Annotated in this window: 13 protein-coding genes and 1 riboswitch; of the genes, 10 read left to right on the top strand and 3 right to left on the bottom strand. The window is 65.0% G+C overall.

Annotated features, from left to right (window positions below; translation table 11 throughout):
* The first annotated feature begins 416 nt into the window (after window positions 1-416).
* The 10 genes from UIB01_RS17560 (at window position 417) to UIB01_RS17515 (ending at window position 7,379) form a co-directional block, all read left to right on the top strand.
* Entirely contained in the window at window positions 417-1,079 is a 663-nt protein-coding gene (locus tag UIB01_RS17560) for a riboflavin synthase (RefSeq protein ID WP_003281763.1), read from the top strand.
* Between the two features lie 11 nt (window positions 1,080-1,090).
* On the top strand, window positions 1,091-2,170 hold the full coding sequence (gene ribBA / locus UIB01_RS17555) for a bifunctional 3,4-dihydroxy-2-butanone-4-phosphate synthase/GTP cyclohydrolase II (protein ID WP_003281762.1): 1,080 nt from the start codon (window positions 1,091-1,093) through the stop codon (window positions 2,168-2,170).
* Window positions 2,171-2,228: 58 nt separating this feature from the next.
* Window positions 2,229-2,705 (top strand): 6,7-dimethyl-8-ribityllumazine synthase, encoded by a 477-nt coding sequence (gene ribH / locus UIB01_RS17550; protein ID WP_003289143.1) that lies wholly within the window; start codon window positions 2,229-2,231, stop codon window positions 2,703-2,705.
* A complete protein-coding gene (gene nusB, locus UIB01_RS17545; protein WP_038663296.1) occupies window positions 2,702-3,187 on the top strand; it encodes a transcription antitermination factor NusB in 486 nt (161 codons plus the stop codon). The genes ribH and nusB overlap by 4 nt, the downstream gene beginning before the upstream one ends.
* A 12-nt stretch (window positions 3,188-3,199) precedes the next feature.
* The gene (gene thiL, locus UIB01_RS17540; RefSeq protein WP_038663294.1) at window positions 3,200-4,162 is read left to right on the top strand and encodes a thiamine-phosphate kinase; all 963 of its coding nucleotides are present in this window, start codon (window positions 3,200-3,202) and stop codon (window positions 4,160-4,162) included.
* A 53-nt stretch (window positions 4,163-4,215) separates the two neighbouring features.
* Complete coding sequence (locus UIB01_RS17535) at window positions 4,216-4,713, top strand: phosphatidylglycerophosphatase A family protein (RefSeq protein ID WP_038663293.1); 498 nt, start codon at window positions 4,216-4,218, stop codon at window positions 4,711-4,713.
* An 86-nt stretch (window positions 4,714-4,799) separates the two neighbouring features.
* Window positions 4,800-5,447: a retropepsin-like aspartic protease family protein gene (locus UIB01_RS17530; protein WP_038663292.1), complete on the top strand. Its 648-nt coding sequence runs from the start codon at window positions 4,800-4,802 to the stop codon at window positions 5,445-5,447.
* Between the two features lie 110 nt (window positions 5,448-5,557).
* Entirely contained in the window at window positions 5,558-6,175 is a 618-nt protein-coding gene (gene ribA / locus UIB01_RS17525; RefSeq protein ID WP_015278253.1) for a GTP cyclohydrolase II, read from the top strand.
* The gene (locus UIB01_RS17520) at window positions 6,172-6,579 is read left to right on the top strand and encodes a hypothetical protein (protein ID WP_038663291.1); all 408 of its coding nucleotides are present in this window, start codon (window positions 6,172-6,174) and stop codon (window positions 6,577-6,579) included. Before ribA ends, UIB01_RS17520 begins: the two co-directional genes overlap by 4 nt.
* The gene (locus UIB01_RS17515) at window positions 6,579-7,379 is read left to right on the top strand and encodes a cobalamin-binding protein (RefSeq protein WP_038663290.1); all 801 of its coding nucleotides are present in this window, start codon (window positions 6,579-6,581) and stop codon (window positions 7,377-7,379) included. The genes UIB01_RS17520 and UIB01_RS17515 overlap by 1 nt, the downstream gene beginning before the upstream one ends.
* 22 nt (window positions 7,380-7,401) lie before the next feature.
* On the opposite strand, the gene UIB01_RS17510 is transcribed toward UIB01_RS17515, so the two are convergent.
* From UIB01_RS17510 to UIB01_RS17500, 3 genes are all read right to left on the bottom strand, one after another.
* On the bottom strand, window positions 7,402-9,261 hold the full coding sequence (locus UIB01_RS17510; RefSeq protein WP_038663289.1) for a TonB-dependent receptor domain-containing protein: 1,860 nt from the start codon (window positions 9,259-9,261) through the stop codon (window positions 7,402-7,404).
* Window positions 9,262-9,359: 98 nt separating this feature from the next.
* Window positions 9,360-9,575, bottom strand: a riboswitch (cobalamin riboswitch).
* 255 nt (window positions 9,576-9,830) lie between these two features.
* Window positions 9,831-13,484 (bottom strand): AAA family ATPase, encoded by a 3,654-nt coding sequence (locus tag UIB01_RS17505; RefSeq protein ID WP_038663286.1) that lies wholly within the window; start codon window positions 13,482-13,484, stop codon window positions 9,831-9,833.
* The gene (locus UIB01_RS17500; RefSeq protein WP_038663283.1) at window positions 13,481-14,716 is read right to left on the bottom strand and encodes an exonuclease SbcCD subunit D C-terminal domain-containing protein; all 1,236 of its coding nucleotides are present in this window, start codon (window positions 14,714-14,716) and stop codon (window positions 13,481-13,483) included. The genes UIB01_RS17505 and UIB01_RS17500 overlap by 4 nt, the downstream gene beginning before the upstream one ends.
* Window positions 14,717-15,150: the final 434 nt, after the last annotated feature.

The following is a 15,150-nucleotide window of genomic DNA, read 5'->3' as shown; positions in this document are numbered from 1 at the left end:
GCTGCCGGGCCGCAAGCGGCCCAACGTTCTCAGGGCGGGGTGCGATTCCCCACCGGCGGTAATGGCGCAGTTACAAGGATGAAAGCGTAGCGAGCGCTGAGCAGGCAAGGCGTGATTCGACGAGAAGGCGGAGTTTACCCTGGTAAATGAGCACTTCGAGGAGGACCACAACGCAGCATGCTCTGCGCGCAGTAGCTTTCAATCGCGTCTAGCCCGCGAGCGCTTGCCTAGGCAAGGTCAGCAGACCCGGTGTGATTCCGGGGCCGACGGTATAGTCCGGATGAGAGAGAGCGGGATATCCCGATGGACGCCGTCCGTGCGCCCGTCATGCATCCCTATCGATCCGTAGCGCCCTGTTTTTCAAAAACAGGAGTTCGTCGTATGCAACGTTTTACCCGCCTTCCACGGGAGGCCACATGTTCACCGGAATAATCGAAGCCATCGGCACCATCCGTGCGCTCACGCCCAAGGGCGGCGACGTACGCGTGCTGGTCGAAACCGGCAAGCTGGATCTGGGCGACGTCAAACTGGGCGACAGCATCGCGGTCAACGGCGTCTGCCTGACTGCGGTCGAGCTGCCGGGCAACGGCTTCTGGGCCGACGTCAGTCGCGAAACCCTCGCGCGCACCGCCTTCATCGACCTCAAGGCCGGCAGCCGGGTCAACCTGGAAAAGGCCCTGACCCCTACCAGCCGCCTCGGCGGCCATCTGGTCAGCGGTCATGTCGACGGTGTCGGTGAGGTCGTCTCCCGGGAAGATAATGCACGTGCGGTGCAGTTTCGCATCCGTGCCCCGCGCGAGCTGGCCAAGTACATCGCGCTGAAGGGCTCAATCACCGTCGACGGCACCAGCCTCACGGTCAACGCGGTCAATGGCGCCGAATTCGAGCTGACCATCGTGCCGCACACCCTCGGCGAAACCATCATGGCCGACTACCGCCCCGGGCGGCAGGTGAACCTGGAAGTCGACCTGCTGGCGCGTTACCTGGAGCGCCTGATGATGGGCGACAAGGCCGCCGAACCCAAGGCCTCGGGGCTCACCGAAGGTTTTCTCGCCGAGCACGGCTACCTGAAGAATTGAGGAGACGCCCCATGGCGCTCAATACCGCTGAAGAACTGATCGAAGACATCCGCGCCGGCAAGATGGTCATCCTCATGGATGACGAGGATCGCGAGAACGAGGGCGACATCATCGTCGCTTCCGAATGCGTCACCGCCGAGCACATCAACTTCATGGCGCGCTTCGCCCGCGGCCTGATCTGCATGCCGATGACCCGCGAGCGCTGCGAACTGCTCAAGCTGCCGCTGATGGCGCCGCGCAACGGCTCGGGCTTCGGCACCAAGTTCACCGTCTCCATCGAGGCCGCCGAAGGGGTGACCACCGGCATCTCCGCTGCCGACCGTGCGCGTACCGTGCAGGCTGCTGTGGCGCGCAATGCCGTGGCCGAGGACATCGTCAGCCCCGGTCATATCTTCCCGTTGATGGCCCAGCCCGGCGGCGTGCTGGCGCGTGCCGGCCATACCGAAGCGGCCTGCGACCTGGCGCGCATGGGTGGTTTCGAGCCGAGCGGGGTGATTTGCGAGATCATGAATGACGACGGCACCATGGCGCGCCGTCCTGAGCTGGAAGCCTTCGCCGAGCAGCATGGTCTGAAGATCGGCACCATCGCCGACCTGATCCACTACCGCATGATCCACGAGCGTACCGTCGAGCGGGTTTCCGAACAGCCGCTGGAAACCGAGCTGGGCCAGTTCAACCTGGTCACCTACCGCGACGGCGTCGAGGACACCGTGCACATGGCGCTGACCCGCGGCGAAATCTCCCCGGAGGAGCCGACGCTGGTCCGCGTGCACAACATGGAGCCGCTGCGTGATCTGTTGCTGGTCACCGTGCCGGGCCGCTGGAGCCTGCGCGCGGCGATGAGCGAGGTTGCCAAGGCCGGCAAGGGCGTCGTGCTGCTGCTCGGCAACCCGCTGACCGGCCCGCAGCTGCTGGCGCAGCTGACCCGTCAGCAGCCGCCGACCCCGGCTACCTACAGCACCGTCGGCGCCGGTTCGCAGATCCTGCGTGACTTGGGCGTTCGCAAGATGCGCCTGATGAGCGCGCCAATGAAGTTCAACGCGATATCCGGCTTTGATCTGGAAGTTGTAGAATACCTCCCGGCCGAATAATCAGAGGCGCCGCGCAGTCCGCGGCGCCTTCGTTCTTTAAAGAGATGAGAAAGCACCCATGCCCCTGAAGACCATCGAAGGAACCTTCATCGCCCCGCAGGGCAAATACGCCCTGGTCGTAGGCCGCTTCAACAGCTTCGTCGTCGAGAGCCTGGTCAGCGGCGCGGTCGACGCGCTGGTTCGCCACGGCGTCAGCGAGAACGACATCACCATCATCCGCGCACCGGGTGCCTTCGAGATTCCGCTGGTCGCGCAGAAGGTCGCCCAGCAGGGTGAATACGACGCCATCGTCGCCCTCGGCGCGGTCATTCGTGGCGGCACGCCGCACTTCGAATACGTTGCCGGCGAATGCACCAAGGGTCTGGCTCAGGTTTCCATGGAATTCGGTGTGCCGGTCGCCTTCGGCGTACTGACCGTCGATTCCATCGAACAGGCCATCGAACGCTCCGGCACCAAGGCCGGCAACAAGGGCGCCGAAGCCGCACTTTCCGCACTGGAAATGGTGAGCCTGCTGTCGCAGCTGGAGGCGAAGTGAGCCTGAATCACGACGATAGCCAGGACGCTCCCCAGCCCAAGGCCAAGGGCAAGATCGCCACGCGCCGGGTCGCTCGCAGCCTGGCGATGCAGGCGCTGTATCAATGGCACATGGCCGGTCAGAGCCTCAACGAAATCGAGGCGCAGTTCCGCGTCGACAACGATTTCTCCGGGGTGGACGGCAGCTACTTCCACGAGCTGTTGACCGGTGTCGCGCGCACCAAGAGTGAAGTCGACGGTGCCATCGCGCCGAATCTCGACCGTCCGCTGGAGGAGCTCGATCCGGTGGAGCTGGCGATTCTGCGCCTGTCTACCTACGAGCTGATGCAGCGCATCGACGTGCCTTACCGCGTGGTCATCAACGAAGGTATCGAGCTGGCCAAAGTCTACGGCGCCACCGACGGACACAAGTTCGTCAACGGCGTGCTGGACAAGCTGGCCCCCACGCTGCGCAGCGCCGAAGTGCGCAACCACAAGCGCTGAGGGCCGCTCGCCTTGCTGGGTGAGTTCGAGCTGATCCGTCACTACTTCGCCGCCGCCGCTTGTGCCAGGGCGGGCGGCGAAGTCGTTCTCGGCATTGGCGATGATTGTGCCCTGCTGCAGCTTCCGGTCGGCGAACAGCTGGCTGTTTCCACTGATACCCTGGTCGCCGGGGTACATTTCCCCGATCCTTGCGATCCCTTCCTGCTCGGCCAGCGCTCGTTGGCCGTGGCCGCCAGTGATCTCGCCGCCATGGGCGCCACGCCCATCGGCTTCACCCTTGCCCTGACCTTGCCTGCTGGCGATCCACTCTGGCTGGCGGAACTTGCCCGTGGCCTGGATGCGATGGCGCTTGATTGCAGCCTGCGTTTGATTGGTGGCGACACCACCCGCGGCCCGCTGAGCCTTACCGTTACGGTGTTCGGCCGAGTCCCGGCCGGGCAGGCGCTGGTTCGGTCCGGTGCGCAGGTCGGCGATCTGCTCTGCGTCGGCGGCGTGCTTGGTGAAGCGGCCGGCGCGTTGCCGCTGGTGCTCGGTCAGGCCGAAGCCGAGGCGGATGTCGCCGAACACCTGCTGGCACGCTACTGGTCGCCGCAACCGCAGCTGGCCCTGGGTGAAGCGCTGCGAGGCAAGGCCACGGCGGCGCTGGATATCTCCGACGGTCTGCTGGCTGACTGCGGGCATATTGCCAAGGCTTCGGGTGTGGCCTTGCAGATCGAGCGTGACCGCCTGCCTCTGTCCGAGCCGCTACGCCGGTTCGCCGGTGAGGGCGAAGCGTTGCGCTGTGCGCTGGCCGGCGGGGATGACTATCTGCTCGCCTTCACGCTGCCGCCCGCTGAGCTATCTGCGCTGCTCGATGCCGGCTGGTCGGTGCACGTCATCGGTCGAGTGGCGGCGGGGCAGGGGGTGCAGCTGCTTGATGCGGCGGGCAACGAAGTGGCCGTGTCCGAGCGTGGCTACAACCATTTCAATGCGTAGGCGCTGGTTCGACCCCGTAGCTGCTTGCCATCGATCCGATAAGGAACGCTGTTTTGACTGACTCCGCACCGGTCGCGACCAAGCCACAAACCCTGGTCTGGTCCAATCCTTGGCACAATCTGGCGTTCGGCTTCGGTTCCGGGCTGATGCCCAAGGCGCCGGGCACCTGGGGTTCGCTGGTAGCACTGCCGTTCGTGCCGCTGTGGCAACTGCTGCCGGGCTGGGGTCATCTGCTGATGCTCGGGCTGACCATGCTGTTCGGCGTCTGGCTGTGCGGCAAGGTGGCGCGTGAACTCGGTGTGCACGACCACGAAGGGATCGTCTGGGATGAGTTCGTCGGCATCTGGATCACCTTCTGGCTGGTGCCGGAAGGCTGGTACTGGATGCTGCTTGGTTTCGTGGTGTTCCGCGTGATGGATATCGCCAAGCCTTGGCCGATCAGCTGGGTGGATCGGCACATCCATGGCGGGGTGGGCATCATGCTCGACGATATCCTCGCCGGTATCGCGGCCTGGGCGGTCATGCAGGGACTGGTGGCGCTGTTGGTTTGATTGTGCGTCCGGTCGCTGCAGCGTGCCGGCTGTTAATGGATGATCGGTCGTTCCGGCCCGGACGGCCTGGTTTCGAGGAAATAGCCATGCGTAGCATCCCCATTCTGTTCGCCAGCCTGTTGCTGCTGCCCGCACTGGCGCAGGCCGCGTCCATGGTGCAGGTGGTTGGGCTGTTTCCGGGGGCTGCGGTGGTCAATGTCGACGGCCAGCGCAAGCTGGTCAAGGTCGGCCAGACCGGCCCAGGCGGCGTTCAGGTAGTCAGCGCCGATGCCAGTGGCGCGGTGCTGCGGGTCGATGGCGTCGAGCGTCACTACAACCTGAGCCGCGAATACAGCGGCGCCTACGCCACACCAAGCAAGACCCAACTGAGCGTGGCCAAGGGCACCGGCGGCCATTACTGGATCGCCGGAGCGATCAATGGCCAGCCGATCCAGTTTCTCGTCGATACCGGCGCTACCTCCGTGGCGATCAACGAACATCAGGCTCGCCGCCTGGGCATCGACTACCGGGTCAACGGCCGGCCGATGGTGGTGAGCACTGCCAGCGGTACCGCCAAGGCCTGGCGCGTTCATCTCAACAGTGTGAAGGTCGGGGCGATCGAGGTGATCGGCGTGGAAGCGGTAGTCGTCGAGGGTGGCTCGCCCACCGACGCGTTGCTCGGCATGAGCTTTCTCGGTCGCGTCAGCTGGCGCGAGGAGCAGGGCGTGCTGGTGCTGGAGTCGAAAACCTCCTGAGCCGCTTCCCGACGGCACGATAGGCGCGGTCGACGGCCAAACTCTCCAGCCAGATTCGGGGTTAGTTGGTGTTACAATGTCCGCTTTTCTGCCTTCTGGGATTTCCGCCCGTGTCTGTCGTGTTCGTCGCCGCTTCCCAACTGCCGACGCCGTTCGGTGTGTTCACCATGCATGGTTTTCTCGACCAGGACACTGGCAAGGAACATGTCGCGCTGACGCTCGGCGACGTGGCCGATGGCAAGCCGGTGCTGGGGCGTCTGCACTCCGAGTGCCTGACCGGTGATGCGTTGTTCAGCCTGCGCTGTGACTGCGGCTTCCAGCTGGAAGCGGCACTGCGGGCGATTGCCGACGAGGGCCGCGGCGTGCTGCTCTATCTGCGCCAGGAAGGCCGCGGCATCGGCCTGCTGAACAAGATCCGCGCCTACGAGTTGCAGGACGCCGGCGCCGATACCGTTGAGGCCAACGAGCGCCTGGGCTTCGCCCCGGACATGCGCGACTACGGCATCTGCCTGCCGATGCTCGAGCATCTCGGCATCGCGGAGATCAAGCTGATGACCAACAACCCGCGCAAGGTCAAGGCTCTGCAGGGCTTCGGCATTCGCGTCGCCGAGCGCAAGCCGCTGCAGATCGCGCACAATCCGCATAATCGCAAATACCTCGCCACCAAGGCCGGCAAGCTCGGCCACATGCTCGGCGAGATTCACCAGGGCGAAGCCGAGCAGTCGTGACGCGAGACGCCGCCCTTCGCCAGCTCGCACGTGACGGCTGGCTGTATACGCTGCTGATGGTGCTGCCTGTGCTGGTGCTTGGGCGCACATCGGTGGTGTTTGCCGATTGGGGTCTGCCACTCTTCGCTGCCGGCCTGGTTTCGCTGTTCTTCAGCCTGCGGGCCTTCACCCGCTTCAAACATGCACTGATTGCCACCGAACAGGCGCTGAACGGCCCGGTGGAGGACGATGCCTGGAGCGATCTGCGCCGTGTTCGCCGTCGCGGTCTGCTGATCGCCTCATTACCGGCCTGGATCGGCGCTGCGGGTGCGCTATTCGGCATGGAGCCGGTTGCTCGCCTGTTGCTGGTATTTGGCAGCCTGGTGTTGCTGGTGCTCTACCGCATTCCGCGGCAATTGCATTGATGCGACGTCTGCTACTCGTCGCGCTGGTTTCGCTGGCGTCATTGCCTGCGTTGGCTGCCGAGCGAGTAGTGAGCCTGGCGCCATCGCTCAGCGAGATCATGCTCGAACTCAACGCCGCCGACCGGTTGGTTGGCGTCCTGGATGGCGGCGAGCGCCCAGCAGAGCTGCAGTCGGTGCCTTCGGTTGGGCGCTACGGCCAGGTGGAAATGGAAACCCTGCTCAGCCTGCGCCCGGACCTCGTGCTGCTCTGGCCGGACAGTGTGCCGCGCAGTCAGCGTGAGCAGTTGCAGCAGTTCGGTATTCGCGTTCTGGTTGCCGAGCAGACCCGTCTCGAAGGGCTGGCCGAGCAGTTCGTTGCGGTTGGCAATGCCGTAGGCCGCGCCGAACAAGGCGAGCGGCTGGCGGAGCAATTTCGCGCGGGCCTTGCCGAGTTACGCAGCAACTACAAGCGCGCTGAGCCACTGCGGGTTTTCTATCAGATCTGGAATCGCCCGCTGTATACCCTCGGCGGCCAGCAGATCATCAGCGAAGCGATAGAGGTGTGTGGTGGGCAGAACGTTTTCGCCGACCTGACCCTGGCGGCACCTCAGGTCAGCATCGAAGCCGTGCTTGCTCGCGATCCCGAAGTCATCCTGGCCGGCAGTGGTGCGCAGCTGGACGAGTGGCAGGCCTGGCCGCAGCTCAGCGCCGTGCGTGATGGGCGATTACTGGAAGTGCCCGACAAGGGGCTGGAGCGACCGAGCTTCCAGATGCTGGCGGCGATCCGGAAGCTCTGCGAAGTGATGGCCGCAGCGCCCTGAGCGGGCGCGCTGGTTAACGCGACTACAGCGACGGATTCCAGATGACGGCGAACAGTGCGGTGCGGCCCTGCTCCTTGTAGCCGTAGGCGCTGTCCATGTTGGCGAATTCGCGCTGGTACAGCGCCAGGTGATAGTCCTTGTCCAGCACGTTATCCAACTTGGCTTCCCAGCGAAGTTCGGGGGTCGCCTGCCAGCTCGTGCGAAGGTTCAGCACGGCATATCCTGGGATTGTGGTGCGCTCAGACTCGTAGTTTGAATTGAACGCGCTGTCGTCGAAGCGCTGGCTGAAGGCCTGCCAGGACGCGCCGACGCCGAATGCGCCGAATTGGCGATCCATGTCCAGGCTCAGCGAGCGCTTGGCGCGACGTTGTAGTACCCGTCCGCTGTTCCGATCACGTGGATCGATGATGCTAACGCCGAGGCTCGCCTGCCACCCCAGCAGTTCGCGCGCCGCACTGGCTTCGAAACCGTTGATCCGTGCCTGGCTGATGTTTTCCATTCGGGTTCCACCCCAGGCAATCATGTCTTCGACGTCGGTACGATAAAGCGCGGCTTCCAGCTGGGTCTCGTCGAATTCAGCGCGCCATTGCAATTCGTAGGTCTTCGAAGTCTCCGGCGTCAGGTCCGGGTTCGGACCCCAGGCTGGGGGTGCGTAGAGATCGGTGAACGTGGGCGCACGGAAGCCTTCACCGTAGCTCAGAATCCAGCGCTGCGACTCACCCACCGGCAGGCTGAGCGCCGCGTTCCAGCTGTTGTGGCTGCCGAACTGCTGATTGTCATCGTGGCGTAGGCCCAGCTCCGTACCGAATCGCTCGCTCTGGAAGCTGTGCTGGGCAAAGAAAGCGAGGTTGTCGCGGCTGTCTTCCTGGTAGGTGGTGGTGGCATCGAGACGGTCCTCGTACCAGTCGCTGCCGAGACTTAGTTGCTGGCGTTCGCTCAGCTGCAGGCGATTGATCCAGGCAGCCGAGTGACGGGTGGTTTCCAGCAGGCCGTCGTTGTAGTTGGAGCCGACCGCGCGGTTGCGATCGAAGCTGCGACCCATCTCCAGACGGCTGTTCCAGATGTCCGTCAGCTGACTGTCCAGGTAGCCGCTGTAGCTGCTGACGCGAAACTCGTCCTGCGGTGCGCCCGGAGCAAACTCGTAGGCATCGTCGTACTCGTTCTTGCCGCGCTGGTCGTTGAGACTCAAGCCCGCTTTCCAGTTTGCATCGAACTGGTGATCCAGCTTCAGGTGCAGCGCCTTGTTGCGCTGGCCATCGTTGTCTCGATCGGCGCCGCGGTTGTCGCGGGTGATATCGAGGCCGTCGCTCTCATCGAGGCTGGCGCCTAGATGGACACGGGTCTGCTCGGTCCCGGCTGCCAGGCTCAGGCTGCGCTGGAAGGTCTGGTCGCTGCCGGCGGCCAAGCGGACTTCCGGTTTTATTCCGGGTTTGCCGCCACGGGTAAAGATCTGGATGACGCCACCAATGGCATCCGCGCCGTAAAGCGAGGAGCGCGGGCCACGGATCACTTCGACACGCTCGATGTTGTCGATAGCCAGGTAGTCGAGGCGGGCGAAACCGCTGGTGGCTGAAGCAATGCGTTGGCCATCGACCAGCACCAGCGTTTGTGCAGTACCGGTGCCACGCAGCGACAGCGATGCCACACCGCCAGGGCTGCCCACCTGTACGCCTGGCACACGCCGCAGCAGCTCGGGCACGCTGCGGGCTTGTAGCCGCTCGATATCGGCTCGAGTGAATACGGTATTGGCTGCAGTGGCCTGGGCGCGGGGTTCAGCCTGGCGGGCTGAGGTAATGAGCATGCTTGGCAGCTCCTGCTCAGCAGCAAACACCTCAACGCCAGGCAGCAGCGCCACGGCCAGGGCAAGTCGGGACAGTTTCATTCTTGGAATTCCTCAAAAGATCGCAGACTTTTGAGGAGGGCAGGAACAAGCGCGGGGGATGACGGGCAGCAGCGCTTGACGGTGCTGCCCTCCGCAACACCAGTCGAATCCGTCAGGCCGGTCTCCGGGCTTTCGACGCGCATCGCGCTCACCTTCCCATGTCGGAACACAGTGGCTGTCGAGCGGACGGCGATCCCAAGGATCGCGGTCGATTACCGTTGCGGGGGCAGCGCCGGCCTTGCTCTTCGAGCGCACCGGCTTCCCGTTTAATGCGGACCTTGCGGTCGTGCACACCTGGGCGGATAAGAAAACGCGCGAACCTTACGGCGGGTAGTGGGCAAACACAAGCGGACGAATGGCCGCAAGGGCCGCCAGCGCCTGTGGTTTCCGAGCAAAGTCGCGTCCCAGGGCTGCTCGCAGGTTGTTTGAAAAACATCCAGCCGCGATGGTGTTGCGCGCAGCAGAATGTTCAGCGATCTGCGCTGACTTGTTTGACGGCCGCGTTGGGCTCGAAGCGACCGAGCCCGTTGCCGATCACCGTCGAACGACGGCGTCGAAAGCGCCGGTCCTTATGGCAGCCCTCCAACAATTTGCAGATCACTCTGCCCATTGCCCTGACGGCGTACACGGATCTGCACCGGAATGCGCTCGTGCATTTCCGCGACGTGGCTGATCACCGCCACCTTGCGGCCCTGGGCCTGCAGCGAATCGAGCGCGTCCATGGCGATTTGCAGCGACTCGGGGTCGAGGCTGCCGAAGCCTTCGTCGATAAACAGCGATTCGATCTTCAGCTTGCTCGATGCCATCGACGCCAGGCCCAGCGCGAGGGCCAGCGAGACGAGAAAGGTTTCGCCGCCCGACAGCGAATGCACCGAGCGCAGTTCGTCACCCATTTCGGTATCCAACACCAGCAACCCCAGTGGGCTGCCGCCGCGCTTGAGGCGATAGCGGCGCGCCAGTTGGCGCAGCTGCACGTTGGCGTGCTGCACCAGCAGGTCGAGGTTGTAGGCCTGGGCAATCTTGCGGAAGGCGCCGCCGTCGCTGGAACCGATCAGCGCGGCGATGCGTCCCCAGCGCTGATGCTCGGCCCGCGCGGCGTCGATCTGGGTGAGCAGCGCCTGGCTCTGACTGCGACGCTTATCATCGTCGATCAGCTTGGCGCGGGTTTCCGCGCAGCGCTGGTCGGCCTGCTCGCACTGCTGCAGTTGCTCGGCATGGCGTTGCTGCAGCAGTTCGGTGTCCGGCGTCTCGGCATGCAGTTGTTTGTGCGTGTTCAGGCGGCTGAGGCAGCCGTCCAGACGCTCGCGACAGCGGGTCAGGGTTTCACTGTTCTCTCGCAGGCGCTGGCGCGCCTCGGTAATCAGCTGGTCGTCCATGTGCAGCAGTTGGGCGAGAGTGGCATCGTCCAGCTCCGGATGGCTGACGCGCCAGGCTGCCAGTTCGGCATTCAGTGCATCGCGTTCCTGCTCCAGTTCAGCGTGGCGCTGCTGGCAGTTCTGCTGCTCGCTGTGCAGGCGCGTCAGGCCAAGCTTGCTCTCGTTGAGCTGCTGATCGATCTCGGCCTGGGCCTGGCGGGCGGCGTGGATTGCCGCATCCAGCTGCTGTTGCCAGGCGCTGGCGCTGGTCTGTTCGCCAAGGCTGGTGCGCAGTGCCTGCTGGCAGGCCAGCAGCAGTTTCTCGCGCTCGTTCAGCCGCGCGCTGCAGCTCGCCTGTTTCTCTTGGCGATGGCGTTGCTGCAATTGCTCGTCGCTGCGGCGCTGCTCGCACTGGCGCAGCTCCTCGGCCAGCTCGGATTGCGCCTGAAGTTGCTGCAATCGCATGGCGACGTTGGCGTCCAGCTGCATAAAGGTCTGCGCCGGGTTTTCGCGCCAGCGCTGCAGCTGTTCTGCGGGCAGTAGCTCGGCGAAGGCCTGCAGTTCCTCGTCGAGTTGTTGGCTGTCGCGGGCGAGCGCATCGCGTTGGCGGGCGAGTTGCTGGGTCGCCTCGACGCAGGCCTCGCGCGCGGCCTGCCAGGCCTGCTGCAGGGTTTCGCTGCGCTGTTGCAGCGCGAGCAGTTGCTGCTGACGCTGGCTGGTGTTGGCGATCTGGTCTTTGAGTGTCGTCAGCTGCGCTTCCAGCCATTGCGAACGCTCGGCTTCCGGCTGCTCAAGCAATCGCGTGTGTGCGGGCAGGGCTAGCAGGCGCGGTGCCAGGGCCTGCAGCTGCACCTCGACTTCGCCCTGGCGTTGTTGCGTCTGCCGCAACTGCGTGCTGAGCGCGACATGGCGATCGCGCAGTTCCTGCAGACGCCGGTCCTGTTCCTGCAGCGACTGGCGCGCGCGCTCGGCCTCGCTGTCGTCGTGTCGGTCGAGGCTGGCGACCAGCGCATCGGTCTGCTGCCAGGGATGCTCGTCGCTGCCGCAGACCGGGCAGGGCTCGCCGGGGACGAGCGCCGCACGCAGCGCTTCGACATTCTCGCTGCGTGCCAGGCGTTGGCGTTCAAGCAGGGCGAGGGTGACCTTGAGCGCCTGCTCGGCAGCATCACGGTCACTACGAAGCTGTTTGCCCTGCGGTACCAGGCTGTCCAGCTCGGCCTGCTGGCGGCTGTGGGCGTCGCTCAGTTCGCGCTGGCTGGCGGTGAGCGTGAGCTGCTGCGCCCAGAGTTCGCGCAGGGCCTCGGTTTCGCGCTCGGCCTGGCGCCATTCGTCGAGCTGTCGATGCAGCTGGGCCAGCTGTTCGGCCAGCCCGACATCGCTGTCGCGCTCGCGTTGCAGATTGTCCAGTGCCTCGCGCGCCAGGTTTTGCTGCGTCTCGGCAGCCTTGGCCTGTGCTTCCAGTGCCGGGAGTTCGCCCTGACCTTGCTGCAGGCGTGCCGCCAGCTGGACGGCCTGTTGCAGGCGCCGACTGTAGCCGCCCCATGCTGCACAGAGCGGTTGCAGCGCTGCGCTCGTCTCGAGTCGCTGCGTCAGCGTTGCTAGCTGTTCGGCGGCGCGCTGTTGCTGCTCACCAAGCTGCTTGAGCGTTGCCTCGCCGGCGCTGGCCGCGGCATCGGCCTGGGCGCTTTCTGCGCGGATCGAGGCGAGGTCGGCGTTCAGATGGCTGAGGCGCTCCTCTTCGCGGCGCGCTTGCGCAAGCCTCGGCTCGGCCGTCTGCCGCGCCTGTTCGGCTGCGCGCAGGTCGTTGCCAGCGGCTTCGCACTGCCTCTGCAAGCTGTCGAGACGTTGCTGCAGGCTTTGCGCCTCGTGCTGCAGGCGAGTGAGACTTTCGGCGGCCTTGCCCAGCAGGGGCTCGAGTTCCTGCTGACGCAGAAAACGATGGCGCTGCGGCGCGAGCAGTTCGAACAGGTCGAGGATACGGCGGGCCTCGGTCAGGCTCTCGCGCTCGTCTTCGGCGTCCTGCAGCTGCTGGCGTGCCGCTTCGCGCTCGTTTTCCAGGCGCTGCAGTTCGCTGAGCCATTGCCGCTGCACTTCCAGCTCCTTGAGCTGCTGTTGCAGCTTCTTCAATTCTTCGAGCTGGGCCTGATGCTCGCGCTCCAGTACGTCACGCTGCTCGGGTTCCAGCGGCTGCAGACCGCCGGCCTGCTGTTCCAGGCGAGTCACGCTTTCCTTCGCCTGCTTGGCGGCCTCGAAGGCGGCCTGGCCGAGTCGGCTGTAGAGACCGGTGTCGGTGAGCTTTTCCAGCAGCGTGCCGCGCTCGTTGTCGTCGGCCTTGAGGAAGGCGGAAAACTCGCTCTGCGCCAGCAGCACGGCGCGGGTGAACTGTGCCAGGGTCAGCCCCAGGCGGGCTTCGAGCAGTTCCTTGAATTCGCGTTTCTTGCCGCTGGCCAGCAGCGTGCCGCTGTCGAGATCCGTAAGGCTCTGGCTGCTAGCCTGCAGGCGTCCGTCGACCTTTTCGCGGGCACGCTTGACCTCCCAGCGCGCGCGGTAGCGGTGGCCGTCGACGCCGACAAAATCCACCTCTGCATAGCCGCTGCCGCAGCCGCGGCGCAGCAAGTTGCGCTCGTCGCCGCCGCCGATCTCGGCTTCGACGTCGGGTACCTTGTTCAGCGGTGAGACGCTGTCGAGCCGCGGTGTGCTGCCGAACAGCGCCAGGCACAGGGCGTCGAGAATGGTGCTCTTGCCGGCCCCGGTAGGCCCGGTGATGGCGAACAGGCCGGCGCTGGCCAGCGGCTCCGCGGTGAAATCGATGATCTGTTCGCCGGCCAGCGATGCCAGGTTCTTCAGGCGGATGGCGAGGATTTTCATTGGTCGCCCTCCGCATGGGCGAACTCGACCCGTTGCAGAAGCGTGGCGAAGTCGTCCAGCGCCTGATCGTCCGCCGGGTTGCCGTATTCGGCTTCCCAGGCCCGGGCGAACAGCTCCTGCGGGGTGATCTGATCCAGGCCGAGCAATACTTCCGATTCCGCCTCGCCGCGTTTGCCGGCGTATTCGCTGGCGATCCGCACCAGTCGGCAGGCCTTGCCGGTTATCGTGGTTTCGATGCGCTGGCGCAGGTCCGGCAGTGGCTCGTCGAGCAGCACGCGTACCTCCAGCCAGGGCAGGTGGTCGTCGAACAGGCCGGTGGGCGGCAGCGCCTCCAGCGCGGCGATCACCTCGGCCAGCGACGCGCGACCGATACGGATCATCTCCACCGCGCGCGGCACCGGCAGCTGTTCGACGTTTTTCAATTGGTCGCCGTCCAGTTCGACCAGCAGCACCTGATGCGGGTAATTGACCTCGGCGAAGGACAGCGGCAGCGGCGAGCCGCTGTAGCGGATGCGCGCCTGCCCGGCGACCTGCTGCGGCTTGTGCAAATGGCCAAGAGCGACGTAAGCGACGGACTCGGGAAACAGGCTGGCTGGCAGCGCTTCGGCGTTGCCGATGACGATGTTGCGCTCGGACTCCTCCGACACCGCGCCGCCGGCCATGTGCGCGTGACTCATGGCGACCAGCGCCTGGCCGGGCTGGCGTGTGGATTCGGCAGCAGCGATCAGCCGCTCGTGGACCTGGCGGATTCCGGTCATATAGTCGTCGCCCAGTTCCATTCCGGTGACTTCGGCCGGACGCAGGAAGGGCAGGGTGAGACACCAGGCGGCGGTGTTGCCATTGGCGTCGTGGAGCGGCACCAGCAGACGTTGGTGATCGAGCTGGCCCTCGTCGACCCAGCTGATGCGCCCGACGGCATGGGCGTTGAGGCGCTTCATCAGCGGTGCCGGCAGCTCGATGCGCCCGCCCGAGTCGTGGTTGCCGGCGATCATCACGATGTCCAGCTGCGGGAGTTTTTCGTGGGCACGGACGATGAAGTCGTAGAGGCGTTCCTGGGCCTTGAGTGGCGGGTTGACCGTGTCGAACACGTCGCCGGCGATCAGCAGGGCGTCGGCGCGGTGGGCTACCAGCTGGTCGAGCAGCCAGGCGAGGAATTGCGCGTGTTCGAAGTCGCGGTCCTGGCCATGGAGGGTCTGGCCGAGGTGCCAGTCGGAGGTGTGGATCAGGCGCATAGGCTCAGGCTCATTGTGTGCGGGCGTAGCGGCAAAGCGCTGGCTTGGGATGGGCGGCGGGTGGTTGCGTCGGATGTAAAGGCTTGTGGGCGCGGTTGGATGTGGCTGTCACTTATCGTGCTGGTATGACGCGCTGGTTTCGCCCTGCTGGGCGACTCACTTTTTTCAGTCGCGAAAAAAGTAAGCAAAAACGCTTGCCCCTCCATCCGGCCCCGGCTGCGCCGGGGTTCCCTCGTTCCGGTGACGTTCCAAGGGCCCGCTGCGAAGGGCCATCCCTGGCCCATCGCAGCTCTCGCGGCATCCATGCCGCTCAACCCTTTCCACGCCACCTGCACTCGGCCTCCTGAAAGGGGCGTTTGGTGTTGCCTGGAAGGTCGTGCAATTGGGGATGGGCAGGGGGCGCTGTAAATGGCCGAACCCACGCTCTGCTTGGT

The organism is Stutzerimonas decontaminans, from assembly GCF_000661915.1.
Lineage (GTDB): Bacteria > Pseudomonadota > Gammaproteobacteria > Pseudomonadales > Pseudomonadaceae > Stutzerimonas > Stutzerimonas decontaminans.
This window is presented reverse-complemented; position numbering and strand designations above follow the sequence as displayed.

Excerpts from the sequence above, each read along its gene's own strand:
- UIB01_RS17560 (WP_003281763.1), top strand. The coding sequence starts at position 417 with ATGTTCACCGGAATAATCGAAGCCATCGGCACCATCCGTGCGCTCACG.
- ribBA (WP_003281762.1), top strand. The coding sequence starts at position 1,091 with ATGGCGCTCAATACCGCTGAAGAACTGATCGAAGACATCCGCGCCGGC.
- ribH (WP_003289143.1), top strand. The coding sequence starts at position 2,229 with ATGCCCCTGAAGACCATCGAAGGAACCTTCATCGCCCCGCAGGGCAAA.
- UIB01_RS17530 (WP_038663292.1), top strand. The coding sequence starts at position 4,800 with ATGCGTAGCATCCCCATTCTGTTCGCCAGCCTGTTGCTGCTGCCCGCA.
- UIB01_RS17515 (WP_038663290.1), top strand. The coding sequence starts at position 6,579 with ATGCGACGTCTGCTACTCGTCGCGCTGGTTTCGCTGGCGTCATTGCCT.
- UIB01_RS17510 (WP_038663289.1), bottom strand. The coding sequence starts at position 9,261 with ATGAAACTGTCCCGACTTGCCCTGGCCGTGGCGCTGCTGCCTGGCGTT.
- UIB01_RS17505 (WP_038663286.1), bottom strand. The coding sequence starts at position 13,484 with ATGAAAATCCTCGCCATCCGCCTGAAGAACCTGGCATCGCTGGCCGGC.
- UIB01_RS17500 (WP_038663283.1), bottom strand. The coding sequence starts at position 14,716 with ATGCGCCTGATCCACACCTCCGACTGGCACCTCGGCCAGACCCTCCAT.